The 20,152-nt window shown below is 59.4% G+C and carries 22 protein-coding genes; 15 read left to right on the forward strand and 7 right to left on the reverse strand.

Going from position 1 to position 20,152, the window contains the following annotated elements; genetic code table 11:
- The 6 genes from BLS30_RS13460 to BLS30_RS13485 all read left to right on the forward strand — a co-directional run.
- Window positions 1–1,001 (forward strand): ATP-binding protein (locus BLS30_RS13460; protein WP_244512439.1); only part of this gene is annotated, 1,001 nt, incomplete at its 5' end.
- Complete coding sequence (locus BLS30_RS13465; RefSeq protein WP_090229495.1) at window positions 998–1,621, forward strand: response regulator transcription factor; 624 nt, start codon at window positions 998–1,000, stop codon at window positions 1,619–1,621. The genes BLS30_RS13460 and BLS30_RS13465, both read left to right, overlap by 4 nt.
- A gap of 252 nt (window positions 1,622–1,873) precedes the next feature.
- On the forward strand, window positions 1,874–2,572 hold the full coding sequence (locus BLS30_RS13470) for a type 1 glutamine amidotransferase domain-containing protein (protein WP_090230228.1): 699 nt from the start codon (window positions 1,874–1,876) through the stop codon (window positions 2,570–2,572).
- 96 nt (window positions 2,573–2,668) lie between these two features.
- A complete protein-coding gene (locus BLS30_RS13475) occupies window positions 2,669–3,325 on the forward strand; it encodes an NAD(P)H-binding protein (protein WP_090229498.1) in 657 nt (218 codons plus the stop codon).
- A gap of 50 nt (window positions 3,326–3,375) precedes the next feature.
- Window positions 3,376–3,849, forward strand: coding sequence for a (2Fe-2S)-binding protein (locus tag BLS30_RS13480; protein WP_090229501.1), 474 nt, complete (start codon window positions 3,376–3,378; stop codon window positions 3,847–3,849).
- Window positions 3,850–3,852: 3 nt separating this feature from the next.
- A complete protein-coding gene (locus BLS30_RS13485; protein WP_090229503.1) occupies window positions 3,853–6,012 on the forward strand; it encodes a xanthine dehydrogenase family protein molybdopterin-binding subunit in 2,160 nt (719 codons plus the stop codon).
- A 769-nt stretch (window positions 6,013–6,781) separates the two neighbouring features.
- On the opposite strand, the gene BLS30_RS13495 is transcribed toward BLS30_RS13485, so the two are convergent.
- Both BLS30_RS13495 and BLS30_RS13500 read right to left on the reverse strand, forming a co-directional pair.
- Window positions 6,782–7,435, reverse strand: a complete 654-nt coding sequence (locus BLS30_RS13495; RefSeq protein ID WP_090229509.1) for a response regulator — start codon at window positions 7,433–7,435, stop codon at window positions 6,782–6,784.
- 4 nt (window positions 7,436–7,439) lie between these two features.
- On the reverse strand, window positions 7,440–8,807 hold the full coding sequence (locus BLS30_RS13500; protein WP_090229511.1) for a sensor histidine kinase: 1,368 nt from the start codon (window positions 8,805–8,807) through the stop codon (window positions 7,440–7,442).
- A gap of 168 nt (window positions 8,808–8,975) precedes the next feature.
- On the opposite strand from BLS30_RS13500, the gene BLS30_RS13505 reads away from it, so the two are divergent.
- The gene (locus BLS30_RS13505) at window positions 8,976–9,236 is read left to right on the forward strand and encodes a hypothetical protein (RefSeq protein ID WP_090229514.1); all 261 of its coding nucleotides are present in this window, start codon (window positions 8,976–8,978) and stop codon (window positions 9,234–9,236) included.
- 20 nt (window positions 9,237–9,256) lie between these two features.
- Window positions 9,257–9,718 (forward strand): cupin domain-containing protein, encoded by a 462-nt coding sequence (locus BLS30_RS13510; RefSeq protein ID WP_090229517.1) that lies wholly within the window; start codon window positions 9,257–9,259, stop codon window positions 9,716–9,718.
- Window positions 9,719–9,743: 25 nt separating this feature from the next.
- Here BLS30_RS13510 and BLS30_RS13515 read toward each other — a convergent pair whose 3' ends face one another.
- On the reverse strand, window positions 9,744–10,649 hold the full coding sequence (locus BLS30_RS13515) for a LysR family transcriptional regulator (protein ID WP_090229519.1): 906 nt from the start codon (window positions 10,647–10,649) through the stop codon (window positions 9,744–9,746).
- 110 nt (window positions 10,650–10,759) lie between these two features.
- Between BLS30_RS13515 and BLS30_RS13520 the strand changes: the two genes are divergently transcribed.
- Entirely contained in the window at window positions 10,760–11,083 is a 324-nt protein-coding gene (locus BLS30_RS13520) for a nuclear transport factor 2 family protein (RefSeq protein ID WP_090229522.1), read from the forward strand.
- A complete protein-coding gene (locus tag BLS30_RS13525) occupies window positions 11,080–11,859 on the forward strand; it encodes an SDR family oxidoreductase (protein WP_090229524.1) in 780 nt (259 codons plus the stop codon). Before BLS30_RS13520 ends, BLS30_RS13525 begins: the two co-directional genes overlap by 4 nt.
- 96 nt (window positions 11,860–11,955) lie before the next feature.
- Here the strand turns inward: BLS30_RS13525 and BLS30_RS13530 are convergent, their stop codons facing one another.
- On the reverse strand, window positions 11,956–12,432 hold the full coding sequence (locus tag BLS30_RS13530) for an Lrp/AsnC family transcriptional regulator (protein ID WP_090229527.1): 477 nt from the start codon (window positions 12,430–12,432) through the stop codon (window positions 11,956–11,958).
- A gap of 382 nt (window positions 12,433–12,814) precedes the next feature.
- On the opposite strand from BLS30_RS13530, the gene BLS30_RS13535 reads away from it, so the two are divergent.
- The 5 genes from BLS30_RS13535 to BLS30_RS13555 all read left to right on the forward strand — a co-directional run bounded on the left by BLS30_RS13535 (window position 12,815) and on the right by BLS30_RS13555 (window position 17,123).
- A complete protein-coding gene (locus tag BLS30_RS13535; protein ID WP_090229529.1) occupies window positions 12,815–13,600 on the forward strand; it encodes an alpha/beta hydrolase in 786 nt (261 codons plus the stop codon).
- 10 nt (window positions 13,601–13,610) lie between these two features.
- Window positions 13,611–15,254 (forward strand): GMC family oxidoreductase, encoded by a 1,644-nt coding sequence (locus BLS30_RS13540; protein WP_090229532.1) that lies wholly within the window; start codon window positions 13,611–13,613, stop codon window positions 15,252–15,254.
- A 154-nt stretch (window positions 15,255–15,408) separates the two neighbouring features.
- Entirely contained in the window at window positions 15,409–16,239 is an 831-nt protein-coding gene (locus BLS30_RS13545; protein WP_170832477.1) for an alpha/beta fold hydrolase, read from the forward strand.
- Window positions 16,240–16,449: 210 nt separating this feature from the next.
- The gene (locus BLS30_RS18520) at window positions 16,450–16,692 is read left to right on the forward strand and encodes an alpha/beta fold hydrolase (protein WP_090229537.1); all 243 of its coding nucleotides are present in this window, start codon (window positions 16,450–16,452) and stop codon (window positions 16,690–16,692) included.
- The gene (locus tag BLS30_RS13555; protein WP_090229540.1) at window positions 16,689–17,123 is read left to right on the forward strand and encodes a hypothetical protein; all 435 of its coding nucleotides are present in this window, start codon (window positions 16,689–16,691) and stop codon (window positions 17,121–17,123) included. Before BLS30_RS18520 ends, BLS30_RS13555 begins: the two co-directional genes overlap by 4 nt.
- Window positions 17,124–17,908: 785 nt before the next feature.
- Here the strand turns inward: BLS30_RS13555 and BLS30_RS13560 are convergent.
- From BLS30_RS13560 to BLS30_RS13570, 3 genes are all read right to left on the reverse strand, one after another.
- Entirely contained in the window at window positions 17,909–19,345 is a 1,437-nt protein-coding gene (locus BLS30_RS13560) for a virulence-associated E family protein (protein WP_170832478.1), read from the reverse strand.
- On the reverse strand, window positions 19,335–19,760 hold the full coding sequence (locus tag BLS30_RS18045) for a M2 family metallopeptidase (protein WP_139165352.1): 426 nt from the start codon (window positions 19,758–19,760) through the stop codon (window positions 19,335–19,337). The genes BLS30_RS13560 and BLS30_RS18045 overlap by 11 nt, the downstream gene beginning before the upstream one ends.
- A 142-nt stretch (window positions 19,761–19,902) precedes the next feature.
- Window positions 19,903–20,130, reverse strand: coding sequence for a helix-turn-helix transcriptional regulator (locus BLS30_RS13570; protein ID WP_090230230.1), 228 nt, complete (start codon window positions 20,128–20,130; stop codon window positions 19,903–19,905).
- Between the last annotated feature and the right edge of the window lie 22 nt (window positions 20,131–20,152).

Below are 20,152 nucleotides of genomic sequence, written 5' to 3' on the forward strand. Positions count from 1 at the left end.
ACATCCCGGCTTTCTCGCTGACACTTTACGTGATCGCATTTGCTACTCTGCTGGCCAGACGCCGCTCGACTCTCGATATCTGGATGTGCGTCGTTCTCTTCTCGCTCTGCGTGGAGCTCCTTCTGATCTCCTATTTGGGCGGAGCGGTCAGGTTGAGCGTCGGATGGTGGTCGGGCAGATTCTTCGGTCTCGCCGCGGTGGGGACCGTGCTGTTCGTCCTTCTGGCGGAAACGACCGGCAATTACATGCGGCTGGCGCGTGCTGCGGCGAATGAGCGGCGCGCCCGGCTCAATAGGTTGACATCCATGGAGATCCTATCAGCGTCGTTTTCCCATGAGATCAACCAGCCGTTGTCCAGCATTGTGAACAATGCCAATGCGGGTTTGCGGTGGTTGTCACGGGAGGATCCGCGGATGGACAAGGTGCAAGCGGCGCTCCAGATGATCGCCGACGATGGGCATCGCGCCGGCAAGGTCGTGTCCGGGATCAGGCAAATGTTTCTCAAGAGCGGGCGAGAGCGGGTGCTCGTGGATTTGAGACAGGTTATAGATGATGTCATCATCCGGGGCTGGCAGGAGCGCCTCCTCGTCGATGTGCAGGTCGAACGACATTTCCCGCCGGACGCCAGGTTTGTGGAGTGTAACGCCGTTCAAATGGGTCAAGCCGTTTCCAACATTCTCGACAATGCCGTCGATGCAATGAAAGATGGCGGTGCACGAGTACAGAGGATCACTGTTCGGATTGACGATTCCGAGCCTGGAGAAATAGAAGTTTCATTCGCCGACACCGGGCCCGGAATAGAACCGGACATCGCCGATCGAGTCTTTCTGCCGTTTGTGTCCGGTAAACGTGAAGGGATGGGTATGGGGCTGATGCTCTGCCAATCCGTGATTGAGGCCCACGGGGGACGCATTTGGATCGCATCGAACGGGCCGACTGGCCTGGATCTGCGCTTCACGCTTCCCGTCGGTACTTTCCGTGTGGGGGACGCAATCTCATGAGCCGCGATCCGATCGTCTATGTGCTGGACGACGATGGTGCTGTCCGCACGTCGTTAGAGAGCCTGCTCGAGTCGGCTGGCTACACGGTGCAGACGTTTTCCTCCGCAGACGATTATCTGGCGCGAGACCGGGTCGATGCGCCGAGCTGTCTCATCCTCGATGTTCGTCTCAAAGGAAAGAGCGGGCTTGAAATTCACCGGGAGCTCGTACGTGACGGAGATATGCAGCCGATAATCTTTATCACCGGGCATGGCGATATTCCGATGTCCGTCGCTGCCATGAAGGCTGGTGCCGTCGAGTTTCTCACCAAGCCGTTCCGGGACCAGGACCTTCTCGACGCAGTGTGTTCCGCCATTTCGCAGGATGAACGGCAAAAAGAAGCGGCGCGTCAGATCGAGTCGATTCTTCGGCGCTACAATACGCTCTCGCCGCGAGAGCGGGAGGTCATGGACCTTTTGGCGTCAGGCCTGTTGAGCAAACAGATCGCAGAGCGCCTCGGGCTCAGCCAGGTCACGGTCAAAATGCATCGCGCTCAGATCATGCAGAAGCTGGAAGCCGAAACTCTCGCCGATCTGATCCGGATGTCCGAACGTCTTAAGACGATCCCCACGATCAACTGATCGCTCCGGCATTTCAGCCTTCCTGTGGCCGGTGCTGCTGCGGCGACGCACCTAGCCCTCGGGCTATGTCGACCTATCTCCACGTACGATTGATGCCATCCGGTCCCCGGCGGTAGCGTTCGCTCATGTTTGTAATTGCGACTGCACAGACCGCAGCACGCGGTGCACAGGCTAAACGGCCAAGTATAGGCCGGAGGATACGATCGAAATGGCCTGCCTGCCGAGAGCGCGGCACCAGCAACGGAGATGGCGATGAAAGTTCTCATAGTTCTCACCTCTCACGACAAGCTCGGCGACACGGGCAAGAAGACCGGCTTCTGGCTCGAGGAGCTCGCCGCCCCCTATTACGTCTTCAAGGATACGGGAGCGGACATCACGCTCGCCTCGCCCAAGGGCGGCCAGCCGCCGCTCGATCCGAAGAGCGACGAACCGATGTTCCAGACGGACCTGACGCGGCGCTTCAATGCCGACAAGGAGGCGAACGCCCAGCTGGCTCAGACCGTGCGTCTCGACAGCATCGATCAGAAGGATTTCGACACGGTCTTCTATCCAGGCGGTCATGGTCCGATGTGGGACCTGGCCGAAGACCCGGATTCCATCCGGCTGATCCAGGCCTTCATCGCTTCCGGCAAGACGATTGCGCTCGTCTGCCACGCGCCGGGGGTTCTGCATCGCGTCATGAATTCCGATGGTTCTCCGTTCGTGCAGGGCCGCTACGTCACAGGTTTCACCAACAGCGAGGAGGAGGCTGTGGGTCTTACCAAAGTGGTGCCCTTTCTGGTCGAGGACGAACTCCTGAGCCTGGGCGCGGTGTTCTCCAAGGTTAAGGACTGGGGCGTGCATACGGTCGTGGACGGCCAGCTCATCACCGGACAGAACCCGGCATCTTCGGCCGAGGCAGCGGAGACGCTGGTCGCCGCCTTGAGGCAGAAGCGGGCCAAGGCCGGTTGAATTGTCACTCCCCCCGTCGTGAGCGGTCTCCGGCCGAGGCCGGCGGCCGCTTGCGATCGGATCGAATGACGCTGTGACCCATCTCAGGAGGCCACCATGAAAGTCCTCATCATCGGTGCGGCCGGGGGCGTCGGAGTCCGCGCCGCCGCGCGATTGATCGCTCGCGGCCATCAGGCAACAGGACTGGTCCGCCGCCGCGAGCAAGTGGCATTGCTCTCAAGCCAAGGTATCGGGACGGTCGTTGGCGATGTCGTCAAGGACAGCATAGAAACTCTCGCAGGGCACATCCGCGGCCATGATGCCCTCTTGTTCACGGCAGGCGCAGGCGGACGGGATGGCTCTGAGGCCACTATCGCGGTCGATGGCGACGGCCCGGGAAAGGTCGCGCAAGCCATGCGGCTCGCGGGTGTCTCCCGCTTCTATCTTGTCTCGGTCTTTCCGGAGGCCTGGCGCGAGCGGCGGATGGACGACGACTTCGAGCAGTACATGGTCGAGAAGAAGAAAGCCGAAACTCAGATCGTGCTCACCGAGCTCGACTGGGTCGTCCTTCGGCCATCTGCTCTCACCGACGAGCCTGGTGTCGGAAGAGTCGATCTCGGACTGGCGAAGGTGCACGAGGAAATCCGTCGCGATGACGTTGCAGGCACGCTGGTCGCGTTGATGGAGCGCTCCGAGATCCGCCGTTGCATCCTGGAGGTAACGGGAGGGGATACGCCGATCGCGGAGGCTGTCGATGACCTGCGCACGCGCTAGCCCTTCCATTGCTCGGATAACCGCTTGTTGTGCAACCATGCGAGGCAGCCATGATCAACTTCAAACTGAATGGCAAGGATACGTCGGTCGATGTGGCCGATGATATGCCCGTACTATGGGTTATTAGGGATGTGCTGGGGATGACCGGCACGAAGTTTGGTTGCGGGGTGGGGCTGTGCGGCGCCTGCACCATCCATGTGGATGGCGAGCCGCTCCGCTCGTGCATCGCGCAGGCCGCCGACATTGCGGGCGCCAACATCACGACCATCGAGGCAATCGGTGAGACGCCATCGGGCCAGGCAGTCCAGGAAGCCTGGCTCCACCTGGAGGTCGTCCAATGCGGTTACTGTCAGTCTGGGCAGATCATGTCCGCTGCCGCCCTTATCGCTGCAGTCCCCGAACCGTCCGACACGGACATCGATGAGGGCATGTCAGGCAACATCTGCCGTTGCGGCACGTACGTGCGTGTTCGCGAAGCCATCAAAGAGGCAGCGAAGTCCGCCGCTGCCAAGCGTGCGGAGTGATCCATGACCAAGTTGCTTGAAACCCGTCTTTCCAAGTTATCACGCCGCGCCTTCCTGAAGGCAGGAGCGGCCGCAGGGGGCGGCTTCATGATCGGCTGGGTGCCGCACGCCGCCAAAGCGGGAGGTGACGCGGTCTTCGCGCCCGACGCATTCATCCGCCTGGACAGCACCGGTAAGGTCGCCGTCGTGATGCCCGTCATTGAGATGGGACAGGGCACGTACACATCGCTGCCGATGGTGATCGCCGAGGAGATGGATCTCGACATGGGCAACGTCACATTCGAGCACTCCCCGGCCGGAAACGCATACGGCAACCCCATGCTCGGCGGCGTTCAGATCACTGGCGGCTCCAATTCCATCAGGGGCTTCTACATGCCCTTCCGCCAAGCCGGAGCGACCGCACGACGAATGTTGATGACTGCTGCGGCACAAGAGCTCGGCGTGGAGGAAGGAACGCTAACAACGGAGCCAGGATTCGTCGTCCACGTGCGGAGCGGGCGCAAAACACCATACGGCGAACTCGCTCAGGCGGCGTCCGCGCTTTCGGTTCCGGCCGGCGTGGCGCTCAAGGACCCGTCGACGTTTCGCATCATCGGTAATTCGGTAAAGCGCCTGGATACGGCGAAGAAGGTCAACGGCGCCGCGAAGTTCGGCATCGATGTGCAGATCCCCGGCATGAAGGTCGCGGTCGTTGCCGCATCCCCGGTGTTCGGCGGAACGCTAACGTCGGTGGACGAGGCATCTGCGCTCCAAGTTGCCGGCGTGCGTCAGATAGCAAAACTTGGAAATGCGGTCGCGGTCATCGCCGACCACTATTGGGCGGCACGGCAAGGACTCGACGCTGCAGCGCCTGAGTTCGACGACGGGCCGCATGCATCGGTCTCAACGGCGGATATCGTCGCTGCTCTTGCCAAGGCGTCCGAGAAGCAGGGCGCGGTGGCAAAGAGCGAAGGCGATGCGGCAAGCGTCCTCGCGGCGTCGAGCAGGAAGGCCGAGGCAACGTACGAGCAGCCCTTCTTGGCGCATGCGACGATGGAGCCGATCAACTGCACGGTGCACGTAAAGCCTGACAGCTGCGACATCTGGGTTGGCACGCAGGTGCAAGGTCGCGCCCAGGCCATAGCTGCCGAAGCGCTCGGCATGCAGCCCGAACAGGTGACAATCCACAATCATCTGCTGGGTGGCGGGTTCGGGCGTCGCCTGGAAGTGGACTTCATCCAGCAAGCCGCCTTGATCGCGCGGCAGTCCCCCGATCCCGTGAAGGTCGTCTGGAGCCGCGAAGAAGACATCCAGCACGACATGTATCGCCCCTACTATTACGACAGGATCAGTGCCGCACTGGGCGAGGACGACATGCCGGCCGCTTGGACCCACCGCATCGTTGGGTCATCCATCGTTGCGCGCTATTTTCCCGACTTTATGAAAGACGGAGTCGATCCCGACGCCGTCGATGGTGCCGCCGAGAACGTCTACGGGATTAAGAACTTCTTCGTCGACTACGTGCGAGAGGAGCCGCCCGGCATCCCGACCGCATTCTGGCGCGGCGTCGGGCCGACGCGGAACATCTTCGTGATCGAGAGCTTTCTCGACGAACTCGCAGCGCTCGCCGGCAAGGACCCCATTGCGTATCGCCGCGCCTTGCTCGCCGGTAATTCACGCGCGCTCGGCGTCATCGACAAGGCCGCGGAGATGTCCGATTGGGGCACGCCGCTCGGGCCGCACCGCGGTAGGGGTGTATCCTTCCAGCACGTCTTCGGAACGTTCATGGCACAGGTTGCCGAGGTTACGGTCTCAGAGCGAGGCGAGGTTCACGTCGATCGTGTCCTCGCCGCCGTCGATTGTGGTCTTCCGATAAACCCCGATACGATCGAGGCGCAACTTCAGAGCGGCATCATTTTTGGTATCACGGCCGTTCTCCATGGCGAGATTACACTCCAGGACGGCCGCGTCGAACAGTCGAACTTCCACGACTACGAGATACTTCGCATCGACAAATCGCCGAAAATTGAAGTCGCGGTCATCCAGAGCTCGGAGGCACCTGGTGGTATCGGAGAGCCTGGCACATCGGGCATTATACCAGCCGTTGCGAACGCGGTGTTCGCAGCGACGGGCGTACGCGGGCGCAAGCTGCCCTTTAAGGCCGAGGATTTAAGATCGAGGTGAGTGTTGTGCGGGCCAGCGACGACTTCGGCTCAGCCGGTTGGCCCTCACCGGACTGCTTTATACTACGTTTGACGACCTTTTGAACCTGATCGAGCAATCGTTACTAAGAAAATGCCGGCCGCCGCTCCGCGCATTCTTCAACGCGTGCGCAGAGCGGCCAGGTGCTCTATCCGGTCCGATGCTGCTGGCGCGCCGCCAGATATACATCCAACGCATTTTATTCTGCTCCGACCAGAAGCGAGATCGATTGGCGCGAAGCCTCCCATATTTCGCGTCCGCGTTGTGGCGAAGGTCGACGCTGTCATTGAAGGTCAGCACCCCGAATCTGTGGTCAACGGATGGCTTTGGAAGTCTGTCGAAAAAGCGCAATACGATCCCATGTGCGACGTTGGTGGGGTTTGGCCCCCAAAAAAAGGTTTCAGAGTGACAGCGGACGTCAGGCGCGGCAACGACGATGTCCATTGTAATCGGCCACGGGACTTCCGCTTCCTCGGCATCGCTACTACCGCGGCATAGCCGCAGCGTCCCAGTAGCTGACATCTGCTTCGCTATGATCGTCAACGCGCAACTCATCGCCGACCACGTCTGCGGGCGCCCCCAATCGTCGGAGGCGTGTCAATACCGCGCTATCGCTGCGTCCTCCGCGGCGGTTCAGACGTGAATGCGGGGGGGCGTCGCGGGTAGGCGGGCCTTGGTCTACGGACCCACGCATCGGACACTTAGTTTGACCCGTTGTCCATCTAAGTGTGCGTTTAAGTGCGCTGTCACGCTAAACTGCTTGCTCTGCGAGCGGTGCCACAAGTCCCTGCCGCATGCATAAGTAAACAAGTTCAATATCTGAGCGGACACCGAGCTTGGATTTGATTTCATAATGGTAGTTGGCCACGGTTTTCGGGCTGAGATTGAACGCCGCTGCGATTTCGTCGGTCGATTTCGCCTCCAGGATCATGCGGAGGATCTCGAATGCTCTGGGCGATAGCTCATCCACAACCGACATGCCATCGCTCAAGCTGCTCGCAGCGATGATCTCGTTGATTTCCGCACAGAGTGCCGGACGACCTGAGTAGATACTGCGGATAGCAGATACCAATACATCGGGCGGGCTGCTTTTCGTGACATAGCCGCGCGCGCCAGCACGAAAGGCCTGTTGTGCATAGGTCGCGCTCGCATGCATCGTAAAGATGAGAATGCGAGCGTCACAGTCCAGCTGTCGGATCTGCCGAACCAGATCGATGCCACCGCGCCCGGGCATCGATACGTCGACTACGACCACATCCGGACCATGGCACTTGAACGCCTGATAGCCCGATGCGGCATCTTCCGCTTCAGCGACGACACTGATGCCTTGATGCTTCTCGATCAGCCGGCGATAGCCCTCCCGGACCACGGCATGATCGTCAACCAGCAACACTCGGATCGTCATGAGTTCACGCTCCCTGCTGCAACGTAGAGAACTCAACTTGAAGCCCGAAGCCACCGCTCGGGAGTGGCCCTGCCGTGAATTTCCCGCTCAGCGCAAAGACGCGCTCGCGCATGCCTATCAGGCCCGACCCCGCAAGTGATGTCCTCTCATCGTGCATGGGCCCCGTTCCGTCGTCGATCACCGAAAGCCTGACGCCCTCCTGACCATTCCCGCCGACACGACTCAACAGCACTTTGACCATTCGCGCATTTGCGTGCTTGGACGCGTTTGTGAGGGCCTCTTGAATAATCCGGTAGACGTGAGCGCTGGTCTCGGCCCTGAGGTTTTCGACGTCTCCGTCCGTCTCGATCGAATACTTCGTGCGGCCCAGTGCGCTTCTATTGTGCTGTTCGACAAGCGCTCTCAAACTTTGAATCAACCCGAGATCGTCGATCTCCTGTGGTCGAAGATAAGTGAGCGTGAGGCGCACGGACTTCATCAAGCCGGAAGCCATCTCCTCGAGTTTCTTGGCTTCCTCGACAAGCACAGGCGCATCATTTTGGGCGCTCGTTCGAATGCTCGCCGCCAGCGCGTTGAATGCAGCAAGCTTCTGGGCGATTTCATCGTGCAGCTCACGAGCTATGTGACGCCGCTCTTGCTCCTGCGCGTCGACGAGCCGCCGCGCGAGTTCGGCGCGATCGGAGGTCGCCTTGCTGAGCTCTTCTGAAAGAGTGTTGAAGACCTCGCTGATGCGATCGAGTTCTGCCAAGCGGAACGACGGTAGACGGCACGTAAGATCGCCGCGCCCCAAGCGGTTCAAACCCGCAAGGATCTCCTTCGCCGGGCGCAGGGCGCGGCCGACGACAAGATACGTGACGAGGCAAAGAACTGCTATGAGAGCGGCCGAAAGGCTCAGAAGGGGTGCGATGGTCGACCAGGCATTGGCAGCCATTGCCACCGGATCGTAAGCTACGACGATAGTTCCCCGGTGGGTGCCGCGATAAGTGACCGACCGCGAACCCGTCAGCTGATCGCTTGTCAGGAACTTGTAGAAATTATTGAACCACTTCGGAGCACGGATCGAGGTGGAGTCGAAGCCCGCGCAGCTTGAGCGCTGAACCGATCCATCCGGCCCTTGGAATTCGACACACTGGCCTGGCCTGAGCGCATAACTCGTTACGACATTCCAATCAGGGAAACGCTTGGGAATGTCCGTGGATCTGTCGATGCGGGAAAGCTGCAAATCAAGCTGCCGGCTGGTCAACTCCACCAGATGCTGATTCTGCCGTCCTGCCTCTCGCGCCGTCGTGTAGAGCGCAAGCGCCGACCCCGCGCAAAAACAGGCGAGTGCGACCATCGTGATTTGCCTGACCAGCAGCCACTTCAAATCCATGACGTTCCCCGACCGATGCCTCCTTCGCAAGCTAGAGGACGCCGTCGGGGCTGTGAAGGTCAGCAGGTTTTCCTCGGGAAATTTGCCCAGGAGCCTTCAGGCAAATCACTCTTATTTACCGGCACCCCGCCGCCTACGCTCCGCCATGGACCGACGCCGGGGGTGCGAATGGAAGGCATTTCAGGGGATCAATCAGGTGAGGGGCGCAGAAGCCGCCTGCGTTGGCACGACGTTCTTCTTGCCGTTTCCCTGCTGATCGCAGTGGCTGGAATCACGTCAGTTCTCGCCGATCATCGACAAGAGCTGACGGAAGGTCCTGAGCCGAAACAAGCAGAAAACTTCGGCTGGACAGGCGCATCCAACGCCCTGTCGGAAGGCTTGGAAGCGCTCTGCTCGGCTCAATCCGTGCAGAGCATTACCCCGAATTGAAAAAACAAGGAGCCAACATAATGAAGCGCCTAGTCGCAGCAATTCTGATCGCACTCGCAGGTCCTGCCTACGCCGAAAACACTGCGCACGACGCAAAAGAACTGGTTCCGACCGACATTAAATTCGAGGACAATCCGGCCTTCCCAAAAGGCGCCCAAACAGTGGTGGTGTACGGCGATCCGTCGAAACCCGGAATGTTCATTCTGCGCCTGAAGATGCCCCCTAACTACATCGTGCCACCGCACATTCATCCCGTTTTTGAATCTGTGACAGTACTGAGCGGCACCATGGGAAGCGGCATGGGAAAGACAGTTGAAAAGTCAAAGGGCAAGTTGCTCGGCCCAGGTTCCCTCCTGCTATTGCCCGCGGATCACCCACACTACGTCTGGTCCGAAGAGCAGGAGACGATCATCCAGGTTACAGCCATCGGTCCATTCGACCTGATTTACGTGAATCCGGAAGACGATCCACGAAACAAGTGATCTCCAGTACCCGTCGTCCCGTCGGTCACGATCTTGAATTGGTGGCAAGCTCGCGGGCCAAGTCGATGAAAGCCTTAAAGGCGGCCGAAGGATTGCGGCGTCCCGGATAGTAAAGGCAGAGCCCGTCAAAGGGCTCCGTCCAATCCTCCAATATACGGACGAGGCGTCCTGCCTCGATGTCGGAGCGAACATCCTGTTCCAGGAAAAAGCCGAGGCCGATGCCGTCCAGCACCGCGGTCCGCGCTACACCTACCTCATCCAAAGTGATCGGTCCGCCGACATCGATCTGCGCGGTCTGTCCGCCTCTCGCGAATTGCCAACGATATAGGGCGCCGTTGGGCAGGCGGACACGAATACAACGGTGCTTGAGCAGGTCCGGCGGAACGTGCGGTATGTCATGCTTCTCGAAATAGCCCGGCGAACCGACGACGGCGTACCTCTGTGGACGTCCCAGCGATACCGAAATCATGTCGCTGGGCACAAGGCCGGCCATCCGAACACCGAGATCGAAACCCTCGGCCACGATGTCGATCAATCGGCCTTCCGTGACGATGTCGATATGTACCTCCGGATAGCGGCGAAGGTATTCGAACACCAGCGGCGAAAGTATCTCGCGCGCCGCCGTGGCGAACGCGTTGATGCGGAGCGTCCCCGAGGGGGTTGTCTGCTGCGAGCGCACTGTTTCCATGGCGCCGTGGATGGCCTGCAGCGCCGGGCTCACCTGTTCGACGAACAGCCGGCCGGCGTCGGTCAGCGAAACGCTGCGCGTCGTGCGATTGAACAGGCGAACCCCAATGCTCGCCTCCAACTTGGCGATAGCGTTGCTCAGCGCGGTCGTCGACATGCCGAGTTCCAGCGCGGCGGAGCGAAACGAGCCCCTGCGCGCAATGGCCATGACCGCGTCAAGGTCGTTCAGACCGGGTCGATACATTGTCCTGATTTCCGCAACGTCTCATCCGCATTTGTCCCGCTATTTGAAACGAATGTCTACACTTAGATTGGGTGGAACAGAGACGATCATCGAAGGAAAGGAGCAGCGCCGTGCATTTACCTCCAGCGATCCAAGCCTACTTCGACGCGGACAAAGCCCACGACGGCGAGAGCCTGATTCAAGCCTTCGCACCCGATGCGGTTGTGAGGGATGAAGGCCAGCTTTATGCCGGCCACCAAGCCATTGTCGCGTGGTGGCGGCATGCAAAGGCGAAATATCAGCACACGGCCGAACCAATAGATATGGACCGGAAAAGTGATGTCACCGAAGTTCGCGCAAGGGTGACAGGCCAATTCCCGGGAAGCCCTGCCACACTCAAATTCGCGTTTCGGATTGAAGGCGATCGGGTCGTCGATCTGGAGATAGGCGCATGACCGGGTTCATCACGCTGGAAGGAAAACGCGCCCTCATCACCTCGGGCACAAGAGGCGCGGGGGCCGCGACCGTCAACCTTTTCCGGGAACTCGGAGCAAGGGTGCTGACGACGGCTCGCTCTCGGCCGGAGTCAATGCCGGAGGAACTTTTCGTCGCCGCCGACCTCACCACGAAGGAGGGCTGCAAACTGGTGGCTCAGGTTACGCACGAACAGTTAGGGGGCGTCGATATCATCGTGCATATGCTGGGCGGTTCATCGGCTCCGGGAGGAGGTTTCGCGGCGCTGAGTGATACCGAATGGAACAAGGAACTCCACTTAAATCTGTTTCCTGCCGTTCGTCTGGACCGGCTACTGATCCCGCACCTGATCTCACAGGGAAGCGGGACAGTGATACACGTCTCATCCATTCAGCGGCAACTTCCCCTGCCGGATGCGACCACCGCCTATGCCGCGGCCAAGGCTGCACTGTCCACCTACAGCAAAAGCTTGTCCAAGGAAGTCGCTCCTCGAGGTGTCCGGGTTGTGCGGGTCTCGCCTGGCTGGATCGAAACGGAATCTTCTATCGAACTCGCGAAGCGCCTCGCAATAGAAGCGGGAACGGACATCGAGGGTGGCAAGAAGATCATCATGGACTCCCTCGGCGGCATTCCGATCGGCCGTCCATCGAAGCCCTCCGAGATCGCAAGTCTAGTCGCCTTCCTCGCCTCCGACCGTGCGGCGACAATTACGGGCACCGAGTACGTCATAGACGGAGGAACCGTTCCAACGGTTTAGGCGAAGCCGGGCCGCTCCCTCGGAGCGTCCATTGACCTGCAAATTGAGCCGGCTCCTGGTGAGGTCGTGATGCTGCCGCTCTGGATAAACGCGCTGTCAGAACGCCAGGAGAGCGTTCTCCTTTACCTCCTTCATGACGAAGAAGGTCCGGGTTTGTCTGACACCGGGAAGAGCGATCAGCATCTGTCCATGAAGTTTGTTGAAGTCCTCCATGTCTCGCACACGGACTTTCAACAGGTAGTCGAAGTCTCCCGCCACCAAACTGCAGTCCAGAATGTCTTTCACCTTGAGCACAGCTCCCTCGAAGGCCGCGAAACTCTCAGGAGTCGACCTGTCGAGCACAACGCCGACCATCACGAGAGCGCCCAAGCCCACCATCGCCGGCGCCAGCTGCGCTCGAACCCCCGTGATGAATCCCTCGTCGAACAGACGCTGTGTCCGCCTGTGGCAGGTCGCAGCGCTAACGTTCACCCGCACGGCGAGTTCGGCGTTTGTCAGTCTTCCCTCGGCCTGCAGGGCGCGCAGGATCTTCATGTCTATGCGATCCAGCTGGGGACCGGAAGATTCTTCCATTTTTCACTCACATAATGACGGATAATAATCAATGCTAGCAGATTATGCCTGAAATAACAGAAAAACAAATCCAGTATTCGAGAGCACCTTCCGCTGAATATTGGCTACTTTGTGCAGCGTACAAAGTGACTGAAGGAGGTCGCATCATGCTAACGAAATAGCTTTCGCACTCTCGAGCCAGGGCTACATCTTTTGCGCCTGCCGAGCTCGTGCCGGCTCACACACTTCCCAATCGAAAACATCGAAATAGCTCACAGCGCCTTAGCGGCTTGCTCTGGCGGAGCTTCTGCTCGCGCGCTTCACGCAGCGGTCTCGATATCTCGTTGCCGATGCCCGTCTCACAACTTGCTTTTGACGCTCTCAACCAGAAAGGAACTTTAAGATGACCATGAAGACGAATGGCCTTGTGTTGGCCACGGCCGCTGCTGCAGGGCTTGCGTCGGCGACGCTCGCGCAATCGGCGGAGCGCATCCCCGAGACTCAGGCTGTCCGGAATGTCGTGCTAGTGCACGGCGCCTTCGCCGACGGTTCGGGCTGGCGCGGGGTCTATGACGAGCTGATCCAGCGTGGTTACCGCGTCACCATCGTGCAGAACCCGCTGACCTCGCTGGCCGATGATGTGACCGCTACAAGGCGCATCCTCGACCGCCAGGACGGCCCGACGATACTTGTCGGTCACTCCTACGGCGGTACCGTGATCACGGAGGCTGGCGGCCACCCGAAGGTTAGCGGTCTCGTCTATGTCTCGGCGCTCGCTCCCGATGTCGGCGAGTCGACTGGAGATCAATTTGCCGAAATTCCTGCGCCCTCTGAATTCGTTATCGAGAAACAGGACGACGGCTTCGGCTTCGTGAATCTCGAAAAGTTCAAGATCGGTTTTGCCGGCGACACGAGTGATGCGGACGCAGCATTCCTTCGGGATTCCCAGGTTCCGATCAACATGTCGATCTTCGCCACGAAAGTCACTCACGCCGCCTGGCGGAGCAAGCCGAGTTGGGCGGTGATTGCGACCGAAGATAAAGCGATCGACCCGAAGCTTCTGCGCCAAACGGCTAACCGGATCGGAGCCAAGATCGAGGAAGTGAAGGCCAGCCACGTCCCCTTCCTCACTCAGCCCAAAGCTGTCGCCGATACGATCGATGGCGCGGCGCGCGCGGCCTCGCGCTGAGAGGTCAGCAATGTCTCAACGTCAAAAAGAAACTTCGCATGATCATGAAGTGCTGGACAATCAGGCGCGGCTGCGACGTCAGCTGAGAGCTGACTTCGATTTCATCGTCTGCGGCGCTGGCTCCAGTGGTTCGGTTGTTGCTGGGCGACTGGCCGAAGAGAGAGGAGCACACGTGCTCCTCATCGAGGCTGGCGGCGATGACTTGGCGCCCACGATCATGGATCCTGGCCAATGGCCGATGAATCTGGGCTCTTCCCACGACTGGGCATTTGAAGGCCAGCCATCGCCGCACCTCAACGGCCGCCGGCTGCCGCTCAGCATGGGTAAGGTCCTGGGAGGCGGATCGAGCATAAATGTCATGGTCTGGGCTCGGGGTCACAGATCAGATTGGGAGCACTTTGCCGATGAGGCAGGTGATCCTGCTTGGGGCTACGAATCTGTTCTCGGGTATTACCGCCGCATCGAGGATTGGCAGGGCAAGGCGGACCCCGCTCGCCGCGGGACCGGCGGGCCGGTCTATGTCGCCCAGCCACGCTCACCGAAGCCACTCGCTGAAGCGACGGTTGAAGCCGCCAAACTCGCCGGCGTCACTAGGTTCGAAAGCGCGAACGGCGAGATGATGGAGGGCCCTGGCGGGGCGGCAATAGCTGAGCTGCGCATTCGTGACGGCAAACGGCAATCTATTTTTAGATCCTATACCTATCCCCGCATGCACCAGTCTAACCTGACTGTGTTGACGAACGCCGTTGTCACGCGGGTGATCTTGGAAGGGAAGAAGGCGATCGGCGTCGAGGCTATCGTGGACGGCAGGCCTTTGCGCTTCGGTGCTGCTCGCGAAGTCATTCTCTCGCTCGGGGCAGTTCATACGCTTAAGGTGCTCATGCAGTCTGGTATCGGACCAGAATCTCAACTGAGGCAACACGGGATTGCGGTTGTCCAGGATCTGCCCGGTGTCGGCCAGAACCATCAGGATCATATCGCATTCGGCTGTACCTGGGAGAATCGGAAGCCGCAGGAAGTAGGCGGTGGGGGCTGCGAAGCCGTGCTCTACTGGAAGAGCGACGCACGTTTAGACGCGCCCGATCTCCTGCACTGCCAGCTTGAGTTCGCCGTGCCTTTGCCGCCGGAGGTAGGAATCCAAGTACCTGAGCATGGCTGGTCTATGTTCGCTGGCCTGGCACGGCCGAAAAGTCGTGGCCGGCTGAGGCTGTCAGGCGCTAATCCGGACGATCCGATATTGATCGAGCCGAACGCGCTCAGCGAGCCGGAGGACTTGGCTGCCGCATTTCGGACGATCGAGCTGTGTCGCGAAGTTGGCAACAGCGCGCGCTTGGACTCGCTGGTGAAACGCGAGGTCGCCCCACTTCCGCGTGATCGGCACAGTATGGAGCGGTTCATTCGCAACTCGGCCGTTACATACTGGCATCAGTCCTGCACCGCCAGGATGGGCAGAGATGCGATGGCAGTGGTCGACAGCCAGCTCCGTGTCTACGGCATAGACAATCTTCGCATCGCAGACGCATCGATCATGCCGAGGATCACGGCTGGCAACACCATGGCGCCGTGCGTCGTGATCGGCGAGCGCGCCGCTGACATGATCAGAGCCGCACACAGGATGGCGGGGCTCGACCCCCGTCCAGGTATAGAGATTTAGTTCGCCCCCAATCCTTCGCCTTCGCCCGCGTTGGGACAATTCCGTCCAGACACCTGGATGGATCCCTTCGACGCGGGCGATCCCCGAGTCTTCATGAGCTCACAGCTCCCATCGACGGCGATGTTCTACGCTCATGGAAAGGAAGATGATGCACATGGATTTTGAGAAAGAGCGGAGATTCGCTCATATCGACGGCTCCACGATGTCATATCTTGATATCGGGGCAGGCCAGACAGTCGTATTGGGTCACAGCTATCTATGGTCAGCTGAAATGTGGGAGCCGCAAATTATCGCGCTTTCCAAGCAGTACCGCGTGATCGTGCCGGAGCTTTGGGGACATGGCAAAAGCGGCGAGCTGCCAGCCAACACCCGCAATCTCCGGCAGGTGGCTCAGCGGCATCTCTCACTTCTCGACTGCATCGGCATTGAGAACTTTGCCGTCGCGAGGCTTTCCGTGGGAGACATGCGGGCTGTCGAGCTCGCGCTGCTGGCCCCTCAACGTGTTGCTGGCCTCGCGCTTCTGGGCACCTTCGTCGGAAGTGAGCCCGCGCATTCGAAAGAGCTCTACTTTTCCATGATCGAGACGGTCCAATCGCTGGGGGCAGTGCCGGATCCTGTCATCGATGCCATGCTTCCGATGTTCTTCAGCTCAGACGCTCTGACCCACCGCCAGGATCTGGTTGACGGCTTTCGTAAGCGGCTCCGTGAGGCCGAGCGTCGGAAGCTTCTGGAGAGCATCCTTCCTCTGGGCCGGATGATCTTCGGCCGACGGGATGCACTCGCCGATCTGCGCCAGCTTCGGATACTTTCGCTTGTCATCACCGGCGAACAGGATCTCTCGCGACCACCCGAGGAGGGGCGGCAAATGGCCAGCGCACTCGGGTGCACGTTCGTCGAGATTGCCGGTACGGGCCATATATCTTCTCTCGAAGCGCCCAGCGAGGTGACGGAGTACCTGCTCTCGCTTCTCGGCGAAGCATTCTAGGCTGGCTCAGCCCCTGCTCTCCACGCGATGCCGGCGGCGGTCCGTTCTCAAAGCGTCCACGGCATCGAGAAGCGGCCGTCGGGCAGATGCGCGAGTTCGCATCCCCGAAAATCAGAGCGAGGCATTGGCGAATGGCCGACACAATACGGCAAGCTATTACGACGTCTCATGGCACTATCGCCGTGGAGATGACGCAGCGCGACGGAGGTCGTGCTCATCCATGGCAATTCATCTTGTCGTGGCGTCTTCCGGAACCAGATCCACACTCCTCTCTTCTCGCATTACCGGCTGATCTGTTTTGATTTGCCCGGTCATGGAGAGTCGGATGACGCCACTAACAATACGGGGACGTACTCGCGACTGGGGCTCGACGATGCTTGCGTGGAGCTTCTGGATCGCCTGCACGTGAAGAGGCCGGTAGTCGTAGGCTGGTCCTTGGGCGGCCCGTCGTGATCGAGATGCTTTCCCGTTCAAGCACGATATCCGGGCTGTTCATCTTAGGTGCACCTCCAGTGGGGACGGACATCTTGGAAGGATTCCGCGGCAAGCCCCTCGGCGGCCTGGCTCGCCAAGGCGCGCTCACAGACGAGCAGATATCGCAGTTTGTCCGAGGTGTTTTTGAAAGCGCCGCCGAGCCCTTTATGGAAGACGCGCTGAGAAGGGCCGACAAGGAATTCCGTCCCTCGCTCTTCGCGGGGGCGGATCGAGGTGGTGGCTGCAACGAAAGTGAGGTCGTGAGCTCAACCAAAGTTCCCACGGCCGTCGTCAATCGTGCCGACGATGCGATCATCAATCTCGAATACATTGATCGAGTCCGCTACGCTAATCTCTGGAAGAAGCAATGCTTCGGAATAGTGAACGCGGCGCACGCGCCATTTTTGTAAGCACCAGGTGCGTTAAATGCCCTCTTGCGCCAGTTTTCGGTTGAGCTGGCGGCGTGACGTCACAGAAGTGGTTGTGGGTTAACTGCTCACTGGTGATTTAGCCCGAAGCCAAGTCCGCTTCCGAGGCGATGCTGAAGTGACATGTGTTCAGAACGTCGCAGAGTTTGCTGTCGACCAGCAGTCCGCTTTCTCGGCAAAGCGGACTAAGCCAGCTTAGATTGGTAGCGGACTGGCGTGCGAGGCGACCGTCTAGCTACTCCCCTAGCGTCTCACCCGCGGATCGGTTGTGCATTTACCCGCAAGATGAGTGAACTCGGCCATGTCACGCCACCCATCGGCGGGATCATTCGGCGAGGCTGGGGCAGCAAGGTAATGCCGCTCATAACCCATGCCCGCAACCGTGATCGGGGCACCAGCGTTGAGGGTTCCGCCGACCGTGTAACAAACTCCCGTTGCGGGCAATGCTGTGGCCTATCCACACCCGGAACGTCAGCAGATGAAACGCCGACCGAGCAGCAGACTCTGCACCACTGCAACCGCGCACCTGGTTTCGGCCCCTTTTCTAAGACTTCCCGTATCCCCCCTTAGAGACGGGTATACACCTTGCTATAGGGGGGCATCTGGTATCTCTAATAATATAACCGGCTACAGTGGTTACACAGGTTTCAAGCATTGGAAATAAAGACTTTTTCAGCGCCACCGGTTGTTTCGACAGCCGGTGACACCGGTCGTCAGGACTGCAACCGGGATCAGAATGTGCACCCGACTCCCCTTCCGTTTTTGCGTTAGAAATCACCATCGAAGCGATGAGGATCGGCTGGCGGCGGATCGCCGGGTGCCCACCAAGGCGCTGCATGATTCCCGCGCACCCACGCCTTCGTTACCTTCCCATGCTTGCGCAGCCCGCTATCTCTCTTCTCGAAACCGAGCCCTGCCATCGCAGCTCGCATGTGGGCATGGTGCTGCTTCGTGAGCTTGTTGATGTGCTCTGCACCGTTGATGCCCACCAGACGCCAAACATCGGCGGTCGCAATCTTCAGCGACCCTTCCGGCAGCTGACTGTCGATTGCCTCGGCCCACGGTCCGAAGTCCGTAGCTTCGCGCACGACGCCTTCCGCCGCCGCTTTCAATTCAGGTTCATCGAGCCATAGGTTCTCATTGGGCTCGGTCTGCACCGCCTCGGCCCATAGCTGATCCCGCGTGGTCGCGATTCCTGCGGGGTCCGCCTTGGAAACTTGGACGATCCAGAAGCGGCGGTTACCGGTGGGGTCGGACAGGTAGGCGCTCTCGTTTGTCGTGCCGAACAACACGAATTGCCGAGGCCTCGTTACAGGAAATCGCCCGTAAGCTAGGCGAGCACGATCATGCGTTGTGGTGATGAATGACTTTACGCGGTTGGCATCCTGCTTGCCCATCCCATCTAGCTCCGCCATTTCAACAATCCAGATTCCAGACGTTTTCTCGATGGTCACCTTCGGGTCCGCACCAACCTCGAGCTGATCGGTGAACCATCCGGGATCAGGGCAGAGCGCTTTGATGGCGGACGACTTTCCTAAATCCTGCGCTCCCTGCAAAACCAGCATATGGTCGAACTTGGCTCCTGGCTGCTTTACTCGGCGTACCGCGGCGCAAAGAATTTTCCGACCGATTGCGCGGTTTAGCGGCGTGTCATCTGCGCCGAAGTAGTCGATCAGCCACGCGTCGATTCGAGGCTTACCGTCCCATTTCAGGCTGCACAGATAGTCCAAAACCGGATGATAGGCATAACGTTCACCAATGAGCCCTACGGCATCGACGATTTTGTCTTTCGCTGGTTCCTTCCCGTTGGACCCGTAGGCTACGGTAAATCGGATTTCCGCTAGTCGTTCATCAGACATTGGGGTGACGTCATCCGGCGTGTGAAGCTCCAAATCGCCAGAAAGATCGTTCCGCCGAATTGTCCAATCTCGGTCACGGAGCCAAGCTTCCAGTTCAAAATCGAACCGCTCAACGCCTAAAATTTGCGCCTTGGGTGCGGATGGCACCACCGGCGTCGATTCCCGTTTAGACGGAGTCTCAGAAACATCCCTGACCGGTTCCCTTAACGGCTCAGGCGGCACAGGACTAGCCCGCGGCAAATGCTGCTCAGCGGGCCCGAGAGCCTCGCCATAGTCGTCAAGGGACACTGGCGGCGGCACGTCGTCGAGCCAGTCCGGCATTGCGTGCTCAGCCTCAGAAGTCATCCATCGGCTCCACACAGTCGGAAGCTTCCACACGGTCAACGGTCTGGGCCTTGCCGGAACCATGCTTCACTTCGAGCCGCTCGACATATTCAACTATGCGCCAGAAAAATCCCGCATCATGGGTGTCTCGATCCCCGTTGCAGTAACACCCAGGTTCCCACGGGGCCGCTGGATACGGCTTCATCACGGTCACGTTGCTCAAGCGTGTCCAGGTAACGCGCGCCCAGCGTTTATCAAGGACGACAAGACCCTCATAGACCTTCAACAACATCGCACGTTCGTAAACGGAAAGCTCAACAGTGCTGTACAGACGATCCATACGCTCGGCGAGCTGCTCGAAATCATTTCCGTCGAGCGGTTTTCTCCAATCTCGTCCCGAAACTGATCGGGGAAATTTTGGAGTGAAATTAGACATTCTACCTCGCGGGATTGCGTGAGCGGCATATGCGGTATATAAATCGCAACATCCCCATGTTGCGAAATTCAATTTCGAATTTCCGCCCGGTTGATTTCGATCAGCCAGGCTTTTCTTTTGCCCAGCCGTTTCGGATTTGGGGTCAAGCGACGTCGCGCGCAGCTTTGGCTTTTTCGATGACTTCGAGAATTTCGCTGCGTGGCCAGCGCGACATTGAACCGATTTTAATTGGCTTCCGTACGGTGCCGTCCTTTACGCGACGCCAGAAAGTCGGAAGCGAGACTTCCAGTAGTGCAGCGGCTTCGCGATCTTTGAGCAGAGGATCGGGTGATGCAGTGCGGTCAATAATGCTTTGTTTCGCCTTTTCCATATTGGCGGCAGGCGCAATTGCT

Source organism: Filomicrobium insigne (assembly GCF_900104305.1).
Taxonomy (GTDB): domain Bacteria; phylum Pseudomonadota; class Alphaproteobacteria; order Rhizobiales; family Hyphomicrobiaceae; genus Filomicrobium; species Filomicrobium insigne.